The organism is Phaeobacter sp. JH20_26, assembly GCF_048056275.1.
GTDB classification, from domain to species: Bacteria; Pseudomonadota; Alphaproteobacteria; order Rhodobacterales; family Rhodobacteraceae; genus Phaeobacter; species Phaeobacter bryozoorum.
The window spans coordinates 162955-181021 of the sequence record NZ_JAYMWL010000025.1; the positions used below are offsets into that span (position 1 = coordinate 162955).

The following is an 18067-nucleotide window of genomic DNA, read 5'->3' on the forward strand; positions in this document are numbered from 1 at the left end:
CCGGCAATGGTGAGGCATTTGCAGTTGAGTTGACTTGATCATGGCCATTTCCCCATCCTCTGCGGCACCTGTGGGTGCGGTGACGGCGCGCCTGCTGTTTCTGCTGCTGTTGTTCTGCGGCACGATCTGCACCGCCATGATTGTGCCCTTCATGAGCTATTTTCTGGTCAGGGGGTTGGGGTATGAGCCCTGGATCATCAGCGTTTATGCCGGGATGGCGATCAGCCTCACCCTGGTGGCCAACCGGCAGTTTGCCCGCCGCATCGATGCCGGCGCGCGGGTGTTTCCCTTGATCGGACTGGCCGCGGCGGGGTTTGTGTTTGCGGCCGGATCGCTGGCGCTGCTGCCTGCGCTCTGGGTGGTGCTGACGGCGGGTGTTATAGGGTTCGGGATCAGTTCCAGCGCGGTGTCGACCATGTTCAGCCTGGGCGGCAGTCTGGCCGAGCGTCACAAGGTGGAGCGGGTGCGGTTCAATGCGCATATGCGGGCCACGACTTCAACGGCCTGGATGATCGGCCCGGCTGTCACGTTTCTGATTGCGGATGGGATTGGTCTTCGGGCGGTGTTTGTGATGGCTGTTGCGGTGTCGATGGTCTGGATCTCTTTGTGGTGGTTTACGCTGCCCCGTGACATCACCGCGATGCCGGGCCGTGCGCCCGCGCAGGACAGCGCCGGCCAGACCGCAGTGGCGCCGCAGGGTTTGTGGCTGGCGGCCGGGTTTGTGTTCTGCCTGTCGAGCGCGCATTCGCTGACGTTTTCCGCCTTGCCGATCTTTTACGTGGAAGAGGTGGGGCTGCCCGGCTATGCGCCGGGGTTTGCCTTTAGCATTAAAACCTTTGTCGAGGTGATTGCGATCTTTTCCACCCCTTGGGTGATTGCGCGCATCGGCATGTGGCGGGCGCTGCTGGCGGTGACCGGGCTGGCGGTTGTGACGATCCAGCTGCTGGCGGCGGTGCAGAGCTTTCCGCAGATGCTGGCGGGGGCGGCGCTGGAGGGGCTGTATTACGGGTTCTATGCCAGCCTTGGCATCAGCTATGTACAATCCTTTGCGCCTGACACACCCGCCCGCGCGACGGCGATTTACTGGAATACACTGATGGTGAGCGGGGTGATGGCGGGCCCGGCGGTCGGGCTGATTGCGCAGGCCTATGACTTTCAGACCGTGATCCGCTGCGCGTCGGCTGTGGCTGTTGTCGCTGCTGCGGTGCTGATCTTTGGACGGCCGCGAAGCCCAGCCTGAGGGGGGCGGTGGTGTTGTGGCAGGCCGCGCCGGCCCGCCACGTTGGGGGATCAGACCTGAACCATCAGGCCTGTCAGCCCGTGGAAATGGTAGGTGTTGTTATACTCCGGCGCGGCGGCCAGTTTCAGGTCCGGGCAACGCTCGAACAGGATCGGCAGGGCGATCTGCATCTCCATCCGCGCCAGCGGTGCGCCGACGCAGAAATGCAGCCCTGCGCCAAAGGAGGTGTTCACCTTCGCCGGGCGCGTGGGATCGAAGCGCTCGGGATCCTCCAGCATTTCGGGGTCGCGGTTGGCCGCCGCCAGCAGCAGCGCCACCTCATCGCCGCGCTGGAAGCTATGGCCGAACATCTCGACCTCTTCATAGGCGTAGCGGGTGAACATATGCAGCGGCGGGTCATAGCGCAGGATTTCCTCAACCAGACCTTCTATGCCGTCGGGGGCAAGCCAGCTTTTGTCCCAGCCCTGTTGCAGCATGGTTTTCACGCCATTGCCCAGCGAATGCACCGTGGCCTCATGGCCTGCGTTCAGCAACAGGATGCAGGTGCCGATCAGCTCATCGGTGGAGAGGCTTTCGCCGTCTTCCTCGGCCTGAATGAGGCGGGTGATCAGATCCTCACCCGGGGTCTTGCGGCGTTCGTCCACATAGGCGGTGAGGAAGTCGATGAATTCCTGGCTGGCGCGGGCGGCGGCATGTTCGGTCTCAACCGTCTTGGAGGCCTGATACATGGCGACCATCTTGTGCGACCAGTCCAGGAGCTGCGGCGCCATATCCTCGGGCACGCCCAGCAGGCGGCAGATCGCGATCACCGGGACCTGAGTGCAATAGGTGGACAGGAGGTCAAAGGGCGCGTCCTGAGGGAAGGCGTCGATCAGCTCGTGGCAGAGGGTTTCGAGACCGGGCGCCAGTGCCTTGATCTCGCGGCTGGTGAAGGCGCGCAAGACAAGGCGACGCAGGCGGGTGTGGCGGGGTGGCTCTGCATCCAGGAGCGAATGCGCCTCGACCTGCAGGAAGGGGGCGAGATGGGCGGGGCTTTCGCGCGCCATCTCCGGGGGGATTTCGCGGCCAAAGCGGCGGTCGCGCAGCAGGGTATGAACAGCCGGGTGCGAGAAGGCCGCAACCATCTTGTAGTCCTGCCAGTAATGCAGATGTCCGTTCGCGCGGGCCTCGGCGTAAAAACCGTAGGGGGATTGGACAAAATCGGGGTCGGTGGGGGATTGGGTCAATGTCTTCATCTGCGCAGCTTTTGCCAAGGCGGCTGGTCAATGCAAGGGGGGCTTTGCTACTGTGCGGCCAATGACGCAGTTTCACGCACATCGCTGGATCATTCTGGCGCTTCTTCTGGGGGCGGTGACGGCTGTGGCAACGGGTGTCTACCGGCTGGGCTATCGCCAAGCGCTTGATTCGCTTGCCGAACGCAGTGCAGCGGATCTGGCGCTGGCCTCGGACCGGGTGACCACGCAATTGCAGGTCTATCAGGAGCTTGCCGTGCTGATGGCTGATCACCCGACGCTGAAGCGGCTGGACCGCGCCGAGGCACGGGCGGCGGCGCAGGGGCTGCTGCGCGAGGTGGCGGACAAGACGGCGGCGCTGGATGTGTTCTTTGTCGACCGGGCGGGGCGGGTGGTTGTGGCCGCCGAAGGGGTGATGGGGCGCGATGTGACCCAGAGCCGCTACTTCCACCGTGCGATGCAGGGGGCGCTGGGCACCGGATATGATGTGCTGCAACCGGATGGGCGGCGGGCCTATGTCTATGCGGCCCCTGATTTCGACGGCGATGGCCGGGTGCGCGGTGCCTTGGTGGTGGTGGCTGATGTCGAGGATGTTGAGCAGACCTGGCGCGGCTCGCTGCCGGCGGTGTTTTTCACCAACCGGGGCGGTGAGGTGTTCATTGCCAACCGGCGGGAGCTGTTGTTCTGGCAGCGCAGCACCGACGGGCCGGGGTTGTCGCCGCCCGATGGGCGACAGGTGGCGCTTCGGTCCTGGCTGGAAGGGCCGCATGAGATCTGGGATCTGCGCTGGTCGCCCTATCTGCCGGAGCGGGCGCTGCATCAGGCGGTGAACCTGCCGCAGATCGGCATGGTGGGGGAGATCCTGGTGGATGTGGCCCCGGCGCAGCGTCTGGCAGGATTGCAGGCGGCGGCGATGGCGGCGATCGTGCTGGCGCTGGGCACGATGCTGGCGCTGGCGCTGGAACGGCGGCGCACGCTGGCGGAGGCCAATGCGGCGCTGGAAAGCCGGGTCGAGGCCCGCACGCGGGCGCTGTCGGCCACCAATATGCGGCTGACCCGCGAGGTCCAGGAACGTCAGGAGGCGGAGGCGGCGCTGAAACGCGCGCAGGAGGAGCTGGTGCAGGCGGGCAAGCTGTCGGCGCTGGGGCAGATGTCGGCGGGGATCAGCCATGAGCTGAACCAGCCGCTGATGGCGATCCAGCAATATGCCGAGAACGGCGAGGCTTTTGTAGCGCGCGGCAAGCCGGAACGGGCGGGCGAGAACCTGGGCCGGATTGCGCAGATGGCCGGTCGGATGGCGCGGATCATCAAGAACCTGCGTGCCTTTGCCCGCAACGAAAACGAACCGATGGGCCGGGTCGATCTGGTGCAGGTGATCAATACCGCCGCCGAGCTGACGGAGCAGCGGTTGCGGCAGGACGGGGTGGCGCTGGTCTGGCAGCCGCCTGCGGAGCCGGTCTTTGCCTGGGGCGGCGAGGTGCGGCTGTCGCAGGTGTTTGTGAACCTGATCAACAATGCCGCCGATGCGATGCTGGATCAGGAGCGCCGCGAGATCAGGATGGCGATTGAGACCCGCGGCGGGGATGCTGCTGCGCGGCTGGCGGTGACGGTGCGCGATATCGGTCCGGGGCTGAAGGAGCCCGAGAAGATCTTTGAGCCGTTTTATTCCACCAAGGCGGTCGGCAGCGCCGATGGCATGGGGCTGGGTCTGTCGATCTCTTACGGGCTCGTGCAGAGCTTTGGCGGCGATATCCGGGGCGTCAACACCGGCGATGGCGCCGAATTCACGGTGGAGCTGGACCGCTGGCGTGCGCAGGCAGGTGCCGAGCCGCAACAACAGGATGAGGTGGCATGACCAATCGTGTCTTGGTGGTGGACGATGATGCGGCGGTGCGGGCGGCGCTTGGCCAGACGCTGGAGCTGGCGGAGTGTGACGCGATCACGGTGGGATCCTTTGTGGCGGCCAAGGATCTGATCACGCCCGATTTTGACGGGGTGATCCTGTCGGATATGCGGATGCCGGGACGCGACGGGTTTCACCTGTTGCGCTATGTGCGAGAGGTGGACAGTGATCTGCCGGTGATCCTGCTGACCGGCGAAGGTGACATCCCGATGGCGGTGCAGGCGATGGCGGAGGGGGCGTTTGATTTCCTCGAAAAACCCTGCGCCACTGCGGATCTGATGGCGGTGGTGCGCCGGGCGCTGAAGACGCGGGCATTGGTGCGGGAGAACCGCGCACTGAAGTCGCGGCTGGAAAGCGGCGATGCGGCGGCGCGGATGATCTTTGGCACCTCGGCGCAGGTGGCGGAGCTGCGCGCCCGTGCCCGCGCGGTGGCGGCCACCGGGGCCGAGGTGCTGGTGACCGGTGCACCGGGTGGCGGGATCTCCAAGGTGGCGGAGGTCATTCACCTGATGTCGCCGCGTGGTCAGGGCGCGTTTGTGAAACGCCCGGCGGCGGGGCTGACCCCTGATGGGTTTGCGGATCTGTGCCGCGAGGCGGCGGGCGGATCGCTTTACCTGGATGAAATCGCCGCCCTGCCGAAAGAGACGCAATATGCCATGCTGGAGGCGCTGGAACAGCGAGTGGAGGCGCGGGTTCTGGTTGGGACTGTCGCGGATCTGGCCGAAGAGGTGACGCGTGGCGGATTTCTGGCGGATCTGTTCTATCGGCTAGACGTGATGCGGGTGCGCATTCCGGCACTGTCGGAGCGGCCCGAGGATATCCCGGTGCTGTTCAGCCATTACGTGGCGCAGGCGGCAGAGCAGGCGGGCATTGCCGTACCGGATATTCCACCGGACCATCTGGCGGCGCTGATGGCGCAGGATTGGCCGGGCAATGCGCGATCGCTGATGTCGGCGGCCATGCGTTTTGTCCTCGGCATGCCGGAGGAGGCGGCGCAATCGGCGGAACTGGGGCTGGCGGAGCAGCTGGCGCAGGTGGAGCGGTCCTTGCTCATAGCAGCGCTGGGGCGGCAGAACGGCCATGCCTCTGCCGCGGCCAAAGCCCTGAAGCTGCCGCGCAAGACGTTTTATGACAAGCTGGCGCGCTATGGCATCCGGCCTGAGGACTATCGCCGCTGAGCGCGGTCTGCTGTGTCTTTCGCTGTTTCTCGCCACGCCTGATCGGGCGGCGAGGGCAGTGAATGGCGGCGCCGCCGGATGGCCCCTAAGGGCGCATGGGCGGAGGGGGATGGGCGCGGGTGTCAGCCGGGGCCCATGTCCGTCAACCATGGCTGTCTGGACGCCTGCACCCTGCATGCTGCGGGGCGCGGGCCGGTCTCCTGCCGGGGCATGTGCCAGATGCCCCGGATCGGTGGACCGTGTGTCAGACGGCCCGGATGTCGCGACCGGCCCAATGTGACAGCTGCAGGTTAATCAAACGCGGGCAGGGCGCGCGGCGCCTGTGCAACGCCCCGGCGCCGCTGGCTCTGCCCGGTACGGGCGTCGGATTTGAGTATTTATGGAAAGATGACGGGCGCTGATTCCCAAGACCGCATCCCGGGCCGCGTCTCGCGCACGCGCAGAATGTGCGGAAATCCGCACAGCAGGGCCGCCTCCCTGTGCGGGAATTCGCACAACCATGGTGGTGTCGCTGAGAGGTAACCTGAGATTGGTTCGGTAAGCTTTTGTTATAAATTCATAAATTTCCAGTCTCGTGACGCTGTAACAAAGGCTTGAGCGGAGAGGCCAGCGCCGTGATGCTGCCGTCGGGGTCTTTGCTGTTGCAAAGGCCAAGGAGATATTCTGGGAGGAAAGACATGAAATTTGTAACTGCTGCTGCCACCGCCGTGGCGCTGACCATGAGTGCCGGTGCCGCCATGGCGGCCTGTGAGGAAGGCGAAATCGTCGTCAAGTTCAGCCATGTGACCAATACCGATAAGCACCCCAAGGGGATTGCCGCCTCGCTGCTGGAAAAGCGCATCAACGAAGAGATGAACGGCACCATGTGTCTGGAGGTCTATCCGAACTCCACGCTTTACAATGACAACAAGGTGCTGGAAGCGATGCTGCAGGGCGACGTGCAGCTGGCCGCGCCAAGCCTGTCGAAATTCGAGAAATTCACCAAGCAGTTCCGCCTGTTCGACCTGCCGTTCATGTTCAAGAACATCGACGCGGTTGATGCTTTCCAGGCCTCTGACAATGGTCAGGCGATGCTGGATTCGATGCAGCGCCGCGGTCTGCAGGGGCTGGCCTATTGGCACAATGGCATGAAGCAGATGTCGGCCAACAAGCCGCTGATCGCGCCGTCGGATGCCAATGGGCTGAAATTCCGCGTGCAGTCTTCGGACGTGCTGGTGGCGCAGATGGAAGCGATCGGTGGCAGCCCGCAGAAAATGGCCTTCTCCGAAGTTTACGGCGCGCTGCAGCAGGGTGTTGTGGACGGGCAGGAGAACACCTGGTCCAACATCTACGGCAAGAAGTTCTTTGAGGTGCAGGACGGTGTGACCGAAACCAACCACGGCGCGCTGGACTATCTGGTGGTGACTTCTGTTGACTGGCTCGACAGCCTGGAGCCTGCTGTCCGTGAGCAGTTCCTGACCATCCTTGGCGAGGTCACGGCAACGCGGAACTCCGAATCCACCAAGGTGAACGCCGAAGCGCGTCAGGCAATCATTGATGCCGGTGGCGTGGTGCGTGAGCTGACGCCCGAGCAGCGCGCGGCCTGGGTCGAGGCGATGAAGCCGGTCTGGGAGAAATTCGCAGGTGATGTGGGTCAGGACATGATCGACGCGGCACAGTCGATCAACGCAGGCATGTAAAGGCCACAGGCTGAAGATCCGGGGCTGGCGCGGATGACGCGCCGCCCCAATTTGCACGGTGCGCCATCCGCGCCGGTATCCCATTATCCAAACATCGAGGGAGAGCGATATGGCGGGGGCAAAACCTGGCCCGACCGGGCTTATCAATACACTCGAAGAGACACTGATTGCGCTGCTGCTGGGGCTGATGACCCTGATCACATTTGCCAATGTGGTGGCGCGATTTGTGTTCAATTCCAATATTCTCTGGGCGCTGGAGCTGACGGTGTTCCTGTTTGCCTGGCTGGTGCTCTTGGGCGCATCCTATGCGGTGAAGGTGCATGCGCATCTGGGGGTTGATGCGATCCTCAACATGGTGTCGGCGCCGGCGCGCCGGGCGATCGGGCTGATCTCGGTCGGCTGCTGCCTGGTGTTTTCGCTGCTGCTGCTGAAGGGCGCCTATGACTACTGGGCTGTGTTTGCCGATCTGCCGCCCACCTCCGGGCGCTGGTTTCCCACCGGTTTTGACATGTCAGCGCGCAGCCAGAGCTTCTACGAGGTGCAGGATGTGCCGATGGTGGCGGTGTTCGGATTTCTCGAAGAGCTGATCAACTACGGCGACTCTTACGAGAAACTGCCCAAGGTGGTCCCCTATGTGGTGCTGCCGCTGTCAATGCTGCTGATGTTGCTGCGCTTTGGTCAGGCGGCGGTGCAGATCCTGCGCGGCGATGTCGATCGTCTGGTGGCCAGCCATGAGGTCGAAGATGAAATTGCCGAGGTTCAGGCGCAGCGCGGGGAGCACGACTGATGGATGTCGTCCTATTGTTTTCCATGGTCATCGGCCTATTGCTGATCGGGGTTCCGATCGCGGTGGCGCTTGGCCTCAGCTCGACGCTGTTCCTGCTGATCTATTCCGACAGCTCGCTGGCGTCGGTTGCGGGCACGCTTTTTGAAGCCTTCGAGGGGCATTTCACGCTGCTGGCGATCCCCTTCTTCATCCTCGCGTCAAGCTTCATGACCACCGGCGGCGTGGCGCGGCGGATCATCCGGTTCTCGATCGCCTGTGTCGGTCATCTGCCGGGTGGTCTGGCGATTGCCGGCGTCTTTGCCTGTATGCTGTTTGCGGCCCTGTCCGGGTCGTCACCGGCCACCGTGGTGGCCATCGGATCCATCGTGATCGCCGGGATGCGTCAGGTCGGCTACAGCAAGGAGTTCGCGGCCGGTGTGATCTGTAACGCGGGCACGCTGGGCATCCTGATCCCGCCGTCGATTGTGATGGTGGTCTATGCGGCAGCGGTTGAGGTCTCGGTGGGGCGGATGTTCCTGGCGGGCGTCATTCCGGGCCTGATGGCCGGGTTCATGCTGATGGTGACCATCTATGTGATGGCCAAGGTGAAGAACCTGCCCAAGGGCGAATGGCTGGGCTGGGGGGAAGTTGCAGCCTCGGCGGCCAATGCCTCGGTTGGTCTGCTGCTGATCGGGATCATTCTGGGCGGCATCTATGGCGGGATTTTCACCCCGACAGAGGCAGCGGCAGTGGCGTCGGTCTATGCCTTCTTTGTCGCGACCTTTGTTTACCGCGACATGGGGCCGCTGAAATCGGCGCCAAAACCGAAGGATCTGGGGCAGTTTGTGACCATGCTGCCCAAGATGCTGGGGCAGACCGTGGTCTATTTCATCCCGTCCTTCTTTCACGCCGATACGCGCCATGCCCTGTTTGAGGCAGGCAAGCTGACGGTGACGCTGTTGTTTGTGATTGCCAATGCGCTGATCCTCAAACATGTGCTGACCGATGAGCAGGTGCCGCAGCAGATTGCCACCGCGATGCTGTCGGCCGGCTTTGGTCCGGTGATGTTCCTGATCGTGGTCAATGTGATCCTGCTGATCGGTGGTCAGTTCATGGAGCCGTCGGGGCTGTTGGTGATTGTGGCGCCGCTGGTGTTCCCGATTGCGATTGAACTGGGGATCGACCCCATTCATCTGGGCATCATCATGGTCGTCAACATGGAGATCGGCATGATCACCCCGCCGGTTGGTCTGAACCTCTTTGTGACCTCCGGGGTTGCGGGGATGCCGATGATGGCGGTGGTGCGGGCGGCGCTGCCGTTCCTGGCGGTGCTCTTCGTGTTCCTGATCATGATCACCTATATCCCGTGGATATCGACGGTGCTGCCCAATGCGGTGATGGGACCGGAGATCATAACGAAGTAGCGCTGCGGCGCATCCCCCCGCATATGAAAAGGCCCGGGAGAGTGTCCCGGGCCTTTTTCTGTCTGGCGTTATGTCAGGGGCTTTGCCCCTCTGCGCTGGCGCGCATTCACCCCAGAGTATTTTGCGAAAGGTGAAAAGCGGGCACGGGGCGATGTCATCTTTCCCCAAATACTCCCGCCGGAGGCCGCGCCGTCAGGCGCGTTCAGTCGCTGGCGTCGAGAGCCGCGACAATGGGGGCGAAATCCGCAGCCTTCAGGCTGGCGCCGCCGACCAGCGCGCCGTCGACATGGGCCACCGCGAAGATCTCCTTGGCATTGCTGGATTTTACCGAGCCGCCGTAGAGCAGGCGGATGGCATTGGCGGTTTCACCGCCGAAGCGTTTGACGAGGCTTGCGCGCAGGTCGTTGTGCACCTCTGCGATCTGTTCGACCGTGGGCACTTTGCCGGTGCCAATAGCCCAGACCGGTTCATAGGCGACCACCACATTCGTGCCGCTGGTGTCGTCCGGCAGCGAGCCTGCCAGCTGGGCGCGAACCACCTCCAGCGTCTTGCCGGCCTCGCGCTGGTCCTGCGTTTCGCCGACGCAGATGATGGCGGTGAGTCCCGCTGCAATGGCGGTCCTGGCCTTGGCGCGGACCATGTCATCGGTCTCGCCGTGATTGGCACGCCGTTCGGAATGGCCGAGAATCACCGCGCTCGCCCCGGCGTCATGCAGCATTTCGGCGCTGAGGTCGCCGGTATGGGCACCGTAGGTCGCGCTATGGCAATCCTGGGCGCCGATGTCGACCTTGCTGTCGACGCAGACATTGGCTGCCCGGTAGAGCAGCGTTGCCGGGGGGCAAATCACCACTTCGGCCTTGGCCGACTTGCAGCTATAGGCCAGATTGCCCAGCTCGGTCAGCGCACTTGCGGTGCCGTTCATTTTCCAGTTGCCTGCGACCATCTTGCGACGCATCTGCGTATCTCCCTCAAAATCGGTGCTGCCTTCATGCCCCTGACGGGGGACAGCTTGCTGCTTGGCCTGTCCTAGCATTGTTCGGATTGGGGAACAATTCGCCTGTTCGCATGGAGCCTGTGGCCTGCACATGTTGAACAATACCGAAGTTGCGCGCCAAGGCTGCGAAAAACGGCAATGGGGCGTCTATTTTTTCAGGCTGCACGTCTGGGTTGTGATCTGCGTCTGCCCCAGTCCATCGGGGCTGGCAGGTCAGCCTGCGGGCATATCCTTGAAGCTGATTGATTCCCCGCAGCCGCAAGCCTCGGAGACATTGGGGTTGTTGAACTTGAACCCGGCCTCCAGCAGCGAGACCTCATAGTCGATTTCGGTGCCGAAGAGGAACATCTGCGCCATCGGTGCAATCAGCACACGGGCGCCATCCTGTTCGACCACCTCATCGTTGGGATCGGGGGTGTCGACATATTCCATCGTGTATTCCATGCCGGCGCAGCCGCCCTTTTTCACGCCGATGCGCAGGCCGGAATGGCCGCCCTTGTCCATCAGCTTGGCGATCTGGGCCGCTGCCTTGTCGGTGATGGTCACCGCTTGTTTGCCGGGAATGCCGAACATCTCTGTCTCCACTATCGCGCGTTACCTCCAATTTAGGGGGGCGATGGCGCAGGCTCAAGGGGGGAGGGGTCAAAGCCCCATGCAATTGGCATAATAGGTGACTGTTGCGGGCCAGTCGGAGAATACGCCGACAACACCCACATCCTGAGCCAGCACATCAAGGACCTGGTAGACGGCCGCATCCGAGGTCACCGCATCCGAGATCGACTGGAAATACCATCCGCCGCCGCTGGTCAGCGGACCGGAGCGTTCCAGCGTCCAGGTGATGATGTTCAGATCGGCCTCCTGCGCGGCCCGTGCATAGGCGGAGGGCACGATCCGGTCGCCATCAAGCGTCAGCAGCATCCAGATCGGTGGGGCGATGTAATTGAGGCCCATCTGCTTCAGCTCCTGCATCGAGGGTCGGAAGGTTGCGGGATCCATCGGATCAATCTGCCCCTCATCGGCGTCATGGCGGGCAAAGCGGTCGTCGAGATAGACCGCCTGACGGCCGAACTCCGGCGTATGGGTGAGCCAGTATTTGATATCGCTGAGGTCAAAGCTCTGCACCCAGACATCCGCCGCAGGGATGCCGGCGGCGACATAGGCGTCGATCAGTTTCTGCGCATAGGCTTCCTGTGTCATCCCGTTGAAGGGCATGGCGACGGCGGGCGCCTTTAGTTCGGGCGTGAAACGGGCGCCCAGCTCGCGGAACAGGGCGATGCTGTCGGCATGGCTGAGCAGTGTTGCCTCGCCCTGATGCAGATTGCTGCGCCAGGGGGCCAGACCGCCCTGAAAGGCCTTGGCGCTGGTGGCGGTGGCGTCGCTGCTGTCCATCTTTGGTTGCAGGGTCATCAGCTCTGCCAGCGTCAGATCGCTGGTGCGGCATTCGGCGGTGGCGGGGGTGTCGGCACTGGCCGGGGTAAAGGGCTGGGTGCAGCGCTCGGCGAGGGGGCTGGTGAGGATATCGGTGGTGGTGTGCAGATCGTTCTGCGAATGGCGGCAGACCAGTTCCAGGTCTTTGGTAAAGGTCACGTCGCATTCCAGGATCCCGGCGCCCATGGAGGCGGCGGCGCGGTTGCCCTCAACCGTGTGTTCGGGAAACATCAGTGGCGCACCACGGTGCGCGATGGAGAACTCGGTGGCTTGCGGGGTCTGCGCGGCGCAGGATTGCAGCTTCGTTTTCAGCGGGCCTTCGGGCAGGGCTGCGACCAGATACGCGGGGCGCGGGCCGTAGCTGAGGCTCATCGCCTCGGGCGCGGTGTCGGCAAGGGCGGGGCTGGTCAGGTCAGGGCCGGTCAGGAGCGGTGCGGCAAGGGCAAGTGCGATCAGCGACGTCGGGCAGGCGAAGATGCGGGGCAAAATATGGAACTCCAAATTGGGTGCGCGCGCCCGCGGGTGGTGTTGCGCGCTGCCGGGGCAGCTGTCGCGGAGGATCGGGCGGCTGCGGCTGAGGTGCCGCCAATAATAAGGCCGATATTACGGGGGGATGCGCCCTCGGGGCAAGGGGGCGGGCAGGGGGAGGCGCATTTATCCTGCGTTATGATCGCGCCACGGGACGGCCACGGGGCGTCGGGTCGGGCGTCGGCTCGGGCGTCTGGGCGGTTGGCAATGGCGGCAGGGAGTGCAGCCTCGCGGCGGATATGACAAACGCGGCAGGCCAGAAGCGCTGCCGCGTTGCGGATGGTCGGTGCGGACGCAACGATGGGCGACCGCAGGATCAGGCCAGATCGTTCCTGCGTGGGCTCACATGAAGCCCAGTTCGAGGCGGGCCTCATCGGACATCATGTCCATGCCCCAGGGCGGCTCCCAGGTGAGTTCGACATCGACGCTCTTGACGCCGGGCACCGGCGAGACGGCATCCACGATCCAGCCCGGCATCTCGCCGGCCACGGGACAGCCGGGGGCGGTCAGGGTCATGATGATCTTCACGTCATTCTCGGCAGAGATGTCGATCGTGTAGATCAGGCCCAGCTCGTAGATATTGACCGGGATCTCGGGGTCATAGACGGACCGGCAAGCGTCCACCACAGGCTCGTACAGCTCGTGGCTGACAGAGGAGGGGGCGATCAGCGGTGTGCCTTCCAGCGGTTCGGATGCGTTGGTCATTCGGGCCTCGGTTCGTTTCCTGACTGTTTATATAGGGAAGCCGGGGCCGGGGGTCCAGTGGCGGATCGGTGGCAGCTACGAGATGGTCGAGATTGGGGGCTTGGTGAAACTGAGGGATGAGCGGGCCGGGGCGGGTTCCGGCCCGATGCAGGCAGGGACAGGGGAGCCTGGCTGACCAGGCTGCACATGCGCCACGATTGGGGTTGTTTTTTGCAAATAAGGCAGCCGTTCATTGTGGGGCAAAACGCTGATCGAGGGTGAGAGTTGTCCTTCAACTTCTAAAAAGGTCACTTGCTGAAGAAAAATGCGGCACTCCGTAACAATGGAATTGCTCTCTGCATCAAATAAGATTTTCAATAGAAATTGGTCCAAAAACAGATGACTGAAAGGGGGATAATGAGTGGAAACTGCTTCGATCCGCCTCGCCATAATTGATGATCATGCGATTTTCTTGCAGGGGCTCTCCTACGTGTTCGAGAGCAGCGCTTTGGACCTGGACGTGACGAGTTTCACGACGGCCACCGATTTTTTGGCAGAGATAGACAGCGGTCGAACCTGGGATGTGGTCATCACTGATCTGGCGATGAAGCCGTTCAACGGGATCGCGCTGATCGGCGCGTTGCGCGCGCGCAATATTGGCGTTCAGGTGATCGTTCTGTCGGCGTCGGAAGATGCGAAAACACGGACCAATGCCCAGATGGTCGGAGCGTTTCGCTTTGTCCACAAATCGTGTGAAGAGCAGGTTTTGCTGGACGCCATCCTTGCTGCCGCCGATGAGGGGCCGCTACCGGCCAAATCTATTGAGAATGGCGCCCGTCGTACGATGTTCCAATCTGATGGAATGGACACGATTGTCCGCCCGAAACTTGGGCCGCAACAGCAGCGCATATTGTCGATGATGGCGGAAGGCTACACCAACAAGAGCATCGCCCGCGCCCTTTCAATCAGCGAGAACACTGTCAAAACTCATGCCAAAACAATCTTCAGGGAACTCTCTGTGGGCAACCGCGCCGCAGCGGTTCAAAGGGCGCGCGAATTGGCGCTGTTCTGAAGGCGGCTTTCCAGCGCCCGCCGCAGGTTGACTTCCCGGTCCGGCAATTCGATCCCGTTCCTGTCTTGACCGTGCCCATCGCCGACCGGGGCACGCAAGAGATAGGTCGTCGGCGCGAATTGCTGTAGGTCACTGATTTCGCTTTCGGAAAACGATTGCCCGGCGACGGGATCCAATACAATCAGATCGGGGACTTGTCCCAGCAGCGTGATCGCGTCTGCCGCTCCTTGGCAGGTGTCCGCATGGGCAAATTTCCAGTACCAGGACGAGACCAGATCCGCCCATGCGCCCATGTTCGGAAGGGTATCCTGCCCAATAACCAGGACAAAGGCCTGATCGCGCGCGACCTCGACAGGCCGGTGTGACAGTCGCAGCGACACCTGCGTGCCTGTGGTTGTGCTGGACTTGATCTCAAATGTGCCGCCCAGCTCTTGGGCAAGTTCCCGTACGATGCCCAGTCCCAACCCCTGGCCATTGCGGGTTGCGGGCAGGTTTTCGCGTTGGCGCACCGCCTGAATCTGGTCCTGTGTCATGCCTCTGCCCCGATCCGTGACCTGCCACCAGCTCTCGTCGCCGGTCACGAAAACCGACAGCTGCACATACCCGCCGGAGGCCCCGTATTTTACTGCGTTGCTCAGGAAATTTCGCAGGATACGCTCGAGCTTGGGGCGGTCACTCTCGATGATCCCCAGATCATTTTTTACTACGAAATCACAGCCTAGTGCGGCAAATTGCGGGCGATACTCTTCGTCCAGCCGAGACAGCAGATCTGCCACGTCGATTTCGGTATGCGTCAGTCTTGATGCGGGTTGCTCCACATTCGAAAGCTCCTCGACCAGCGCCTCCTGACTGATCAATGCAAAGCGGATTTGGCGCACCAAGACCGCCTGTTCCGGCGAAGTGGCCTGGCGATCCATCTCGGCCAGGAAGTTGCGCAGGGCCAATAGAGGCTGGGTCATGTCGTGCTGAATTGCCTTGAGGGAACGTTTGGCCGCGTGTTGGTGCCTGGCGGCTTCGGCAAATTGCTCCAAAGCCTTTTCAGCCTGCCGACTGACCAATTGGGCTGCGAGCGCATCCCTTGTCTTTTGACTGGCGGTTAAATTGGTGGCGAAACAGAAGCTGAAATAGAACAGGATGAACCCGCCATAGATACGGATCACGCCATCTGTTGTGATCAAGAGAAACAGGCCGAACGGCAGGAGTGAGCATATGGCAATGGCGAGGTAGCCAGGCCGGTACACGGTTCCTGCCATGACCCCACCGGCGGTGATTGATGTCAGAAACAGCCCCGCCATAAAAGTCTGGAGTTCAGATGTCGGACTGGCCAGCTGGATCGCGCAAATGCCCCAAACCAGGCCGGTAAAGGCTGAGATCGCGATGTGGCCCATCAGGTACCGATCAACCTGTTCCGGGGTCTCCTCTGCCTGAGGCCAGGCGCGCGCGTAGAGAACCGTGATCACCACCATGATCGAAGCAAGGCCCGCCCATAGGACCGCCTCGCGGTAGAGACGCACGGAGGCGAGGCTGACGGCGATCAAGGCAATCAGAGTAAAGGCGAAGCGGGCGGAACCTCTGGCCCGCTCTCGCAACATACGGGCTTCTTCTGCCCGTATTTCGACCGCGGTCGGTGGAGCAAGGGCCTGGCTCATGCTGGGGTGGTTGTGACCGTCACATCACCTACCCGGCGCCAGAGATATCCTGCAACCGCCAGTCGCAGCACAGCGGGAAGCCCGGCAAAGAAGAATAGCAGGATGCCAAAGGTCTCCGGGCCATTTACGCCGGATTTGTCGAAACCGGCCAAACCCAGGATTGGAAAAGCGATCCCCATTGGCGCAACAAAGGCCATCTTGGAAGCCGCGTTTTTCAGGGCCAAATAGCTGGCAGCTCTTGGGTGGCCGCTGTCGGCTTCATCCCGAGCGACGATATCTGCAAGCATCGACGTTGGCATCACCGCATCACAGGTCATGCAGGCCCCCAGGCCGACACAGATCACCTGCATCAATAGGATGTCGCCGGCGCCAACCATGTAGCAGCCCGACAAGACACCGGCGCAAATCGTGATCGCGACTGTCCAAGTTCGGCGCTTGCCGATCATGTTGGAAAGCCAGATCCACAGCGGCACAAAGACTGCCGTGCCCACCAGCAGCAGCAAGAACATCTGACCCACCACCGCAGGTGCATTCAGAACATGGCTGACAAACAGCACCAATAGGCCGACCGTCATCGCGTTGGCTGCCTGCACGGCAAAGAACGCAATCATCAGCCTGAGAAACGCGCGCTCCTGCAAGCAGTTACGCCACGCAGTCCACAGGCTTAAACGGGTCCGGGTCTCCCGGCTTTGCTGTCGCGGCGCCCAGATCAGAAAAAACGCCATCGCGACGGGCATCGTTATGAGAAAGGCCAGCCCCAATGTGCGCAGCGACAGACCCATCTGCGCCCCAATGATCACGGGCGCCAGTGACGCGGCCAGGGCGCCCAGGATTTGAAACACAGCCTTGGTGCCAGCCAGCACCGAGCGCTCGTGCACATTGGGAGAAATCTCCAAACCAATGCTGGAGTAAGGCACATCAAAAGCGGTCACAAAAAGCAAATAGCCGGAGATCACACAGAACAGATACACCGGACCAACCCCATCCGGGGGCGAGAGCAGCAACCAGGCAAACAGCAAAACCCCGGGGAAAGAAAACAGCATCCACGGTACTCGGGGGCCGCGTGCGCCGAAGGTCCGATCGCTCAGCGCACCAATCAGCGGGTCCGTGAACACGTCAAACAAGCGACCAAACATAAACACGGCCCCTACAACCGCCAGCCCCAGCCCCATGTCTATTGCGTAAAAGGTTGGCGCAAAGCTCACGATTGCGAAGCTGACCATGGCCAATGGTGCGCTGAGAACGCTGAAACAGAAAAGCTGCCAGCCGCTCATAACCCGATTGGTGGTTCTCATTATCTCCCCCAACTCATTTGGGTTATTTTGAACGCATTACTGTTTCCAATGGAATAACTTTCTGTTTCGCCCATAAAAATCACCCGTTCGGGTGATTGTCGCTCCCATCCTTAACTTATTAAAAATTAGCTTGTTTTTGCGTGTTTCTGGTCTCGGATCAGAGGTCGCAGGAAGGCTAGGGGATAGGGCCCGAAAGCTGTCCAATGACAATAACGGAGTATCACCATGGGATATCGCGGTCGTGGTTATCTGAGAAATACTGATATGGAAGTAGATGCGTCGGACGCATCCCGTGGACAATTCATCTGGACGCGCCGCGGAAACGATGAGGTCACCGGCTCCGAGTACCGTGACCGTATCTATACCGGACGAGGTGACGACACCGTAGAAGGCGGCGGCGGCAACGATGTCATGTTTGGTGGCAAGGGACGGGACACTGCGGTTTTTTCCGGTTCTGTGCTGGACTATCAGGTTTCAGGTTTTGGCCGTGGACCCTGGACCTATGTCCAGGGCGAGGACGGCTGCGATTTCCTGCACAGTTTTGAAGTGCTGCAATTCGACGATTTCACATTCGATCTGGCGGGCGACAACGCGCCTCTGGTGATCCTGCGCGATGATGGTTTGAGCACGTCAGAAGGTGACGCGCTGCAGTTCCAGGTGGACTACTACGATCTGGATGGGACATCGGTGGAACTGGTATCGGCAAGTGTTACCGGCGGCGGGACATTGACCGCGCAGGACAGTGGAGCCAGCCAGACCAGCCAAATCGGGGTCGGCGGCGGTGCAAGCCTGTCCTTTGATCCCGGGACCGCCTACGACAGTCTCGGGGCGGGCGAGAGCACAACCGAAACCGTGACGCTGGTGATCTCGGATGACGAAGGCAATATCACAACTGTCACCTATGATATTGTGATCGAAGGACAAAACGACGCCCCTGTAGCCATGGCCGTGTCTGCGACCGTTGACGAAGACGGCCCGGCCGTCACAGTTGCTGC

General features: G+C 61.9%; 15 protein-coding genes. 8 read left to right on the plus strand and 7 right to left on the minus strand.

Going from position 1 to position 18067, the window contains the following annotated elements:
* Window positions 1-40 precede the first annotated feature (40 nt).
* Window positions 41-1240: an MFS transporter gene (locus tag VWY60_RS18815; RefSeq protein WP_416541423.1), complete on the plus strand. Its 1200-nt coding sequence runs from the start codon at window positions 41-43 to the stop codon at window positions 1238-1240.
* Between the two features lie 50 nt (window positions 1241-1290).
* Here VWY60_RS18815 and VWY60_RS18820 read toward each other — a convergent pair whose 3' ends face one another.
* Complete coding sequence (locus tag VWY60_RS18820) at window positions 1291-2475, minus strand: cytochrome P450 (RefSeq protein WP_416541424.1); 1185 nt, start codon at window positions 2473-2475, stop codon at window positions 1291-1293.
* A gap of 61 nt (window positions 2476-2536) precedes the next feature.
* Here VWY60_RS18820 and VWY60_RS18825 point away from each other — a divergent pair, with 61 nt between their 5' ends.
* From VWY60_RS18825 to VWY60_RS18845, 5 genes are all read left to right on the plus strand, one after another.
* Window positions 2537-4327, plus strand: a complete 1791-nt coding sequence (locus tag VWY60_RS18825; protein ID WP_416535178.1) for a sensor histidine kinase — start codon at window positions 2537-2539, stop codon at window positions 4325-4327.
* A complete protein-coding gene (locus tag VWY60_RS18830) occupies window positions 4324-5553 on the plus strand; it encodes a sigma-54-dependent transcriptional regulator (RefSeq protein ID WP_416541425.1) in 1230 nt (409 codons plus the stop codon). The genes VWY60_RS18825 and VWY60_RS18830 overlap by 4 nt, the downstream gene beginning before the upstream one ends.
* A gap of 677 nt (window positions 5554-6230) precedes the next feature.
* Window positions 6231-7232, plus strand: coding sequence for a DctP family TRAP transporter solute-binding subunit (locus tag VWY60_RS18835; protein WP_340545956.1), 1002 nt, complete (start codon window positions 6231-6233; stop codon window positions 7230-7232).
* Window positions 7233-7341: 109 nt separating this feature from the next.
* A complete protein-coding gene (locus tag VWY60_RS18840) occupies window positions 7342-8019 on the plus strand; it encodes a TRAP transporter small permease (RefSeq protein WP_416541426.1) in 678 nt (225 codons plus the stop codon).
* The gene (locus VWY60_RS18845; protein WP_416538994.1) at window positions 8019-9422 is read left to right on the plus strand and encodes a TRAP transporter large permease; all 1404 of its coding nucleotides are present in this window, start codon (window positions 8019-8021) and stop codon (window positions 9420-9422) included. Before VWY60_RS18840 ends, VWY60_RS18845 begins: the two co-directional genes overlap by 1 nt.
* A gap of 202 nt (window positions 9423-9624) precedes the next feature.
* Here VWY60_RS18845 and tpiA read toward each other — a convergent pair whose 3' ends face one another.
* The 4 genes from tpiA to VWY60_RS18865 form a co-directional block, all read right to left on the minus strand.
* A complete protein-coding gene (gene tpiA, locus VWY60_RS18850; RefSeq protein WP_416538993.1) occupies window positions 9625-10377 on the minus strand; it encodes a triose-phosphate isomerase in 753 nt (250 codons plus the stop codon).
* A gap of 252 nt (window positions 10378-10629) precedes the next feature.
* Window positions 10630-10989, minus strand: a complete 360-nt coding sequence (locus tag VWY60_RS18855; protein ID WP_340545952.1) for a HesB/IscA family protein — start codon at window positions 10987-10989, stop codon at window positions 10630-10632.
* 69 nt (window positions 10990-11058) lie between these two features.
* Window positions 11059-12330 (minus strand): glycerophosphodiester phosphodiesterase family protein, encoded by a 1272-nt coding sequence (locus VWY60_RS18860; protein WP_416541427.1) that lies wholly within the window; start codon window positions 12328-12330, stop codon window positions 11059-11061.
* A 384-nt stretch (window positions 12331-12714) separates the two neighbouring features.
* Window positions 12715-13077, minus strand: coding sequence for an SUF system Fe-S cluster assembly protein (locus VWY60_RS18865; RefSeq protein ID WP_340545951.1), 363 nt, complete (start codon window positions 13075-13077; stop codon window positions 12715-12717).
* A gap of 400 nt (window positions 13078-13477) precedes the next feature.
* On the opposite strand from VWY60_RS18865, the gene VWY60_RS18870 reads away from it, so the two are divergent.
* A complete protein-coding gene (locus tag VWY60_RS18870; RefSeq protein ID WP_416541428.1) occupies window positions 13478-14128 on the plus strand; it encodes a response regulator transcription factor in 651 nt (216 codons plus the stop codon).
* Here VWY60_RS18870 and VWY60_RS18875 read toward each other — a convergent pair.
* Together VWY60_RS18875 and VWY60_RS18880 are read right to left on the minus strand one after the other, a co-directional pair.
* Window positions 14098-15777, minus strand: coding sequence for a sensor histidine kinase (locus VWY60_RS18875; RefSeq protein ID WP_416592535.1), 1680 nt, complete (start codon window positions 15775-15777; stop codon window positions 14098-14100). The genes VWY60_RS18870 and VWY60_RS18875 overlap by 31 nt on opposite strands.
* Window positions 15774-17072, minus strand: a complete 1299-nt coding sequence (locus VWY60_RS18880; RefSeq protein ID WP_416541430.1) for an MFS transporter — start codon at window positions 17070-17072, stop codon at window positions 15774-15776. Before VWY60_RS18880 ends, VWY60_RS18875 begins: the two co-directional genes overlap by 4 nt.
* Before the next feature lie 264 nt (window positions 17073-17336).
* On the opposite strand from VWY60_RS18880, the gene VWY60_RS18885 reads away from it, so the two are divergent.
* Window positions 17337-18067, plus strand: a 731-nt coding sequence (locus VWY60_RS18885) for a VCBS domain-containing protein (RefSeq protein ID WP_416541431.1), incomplete at its 3' end; no start/stop codon positions are given.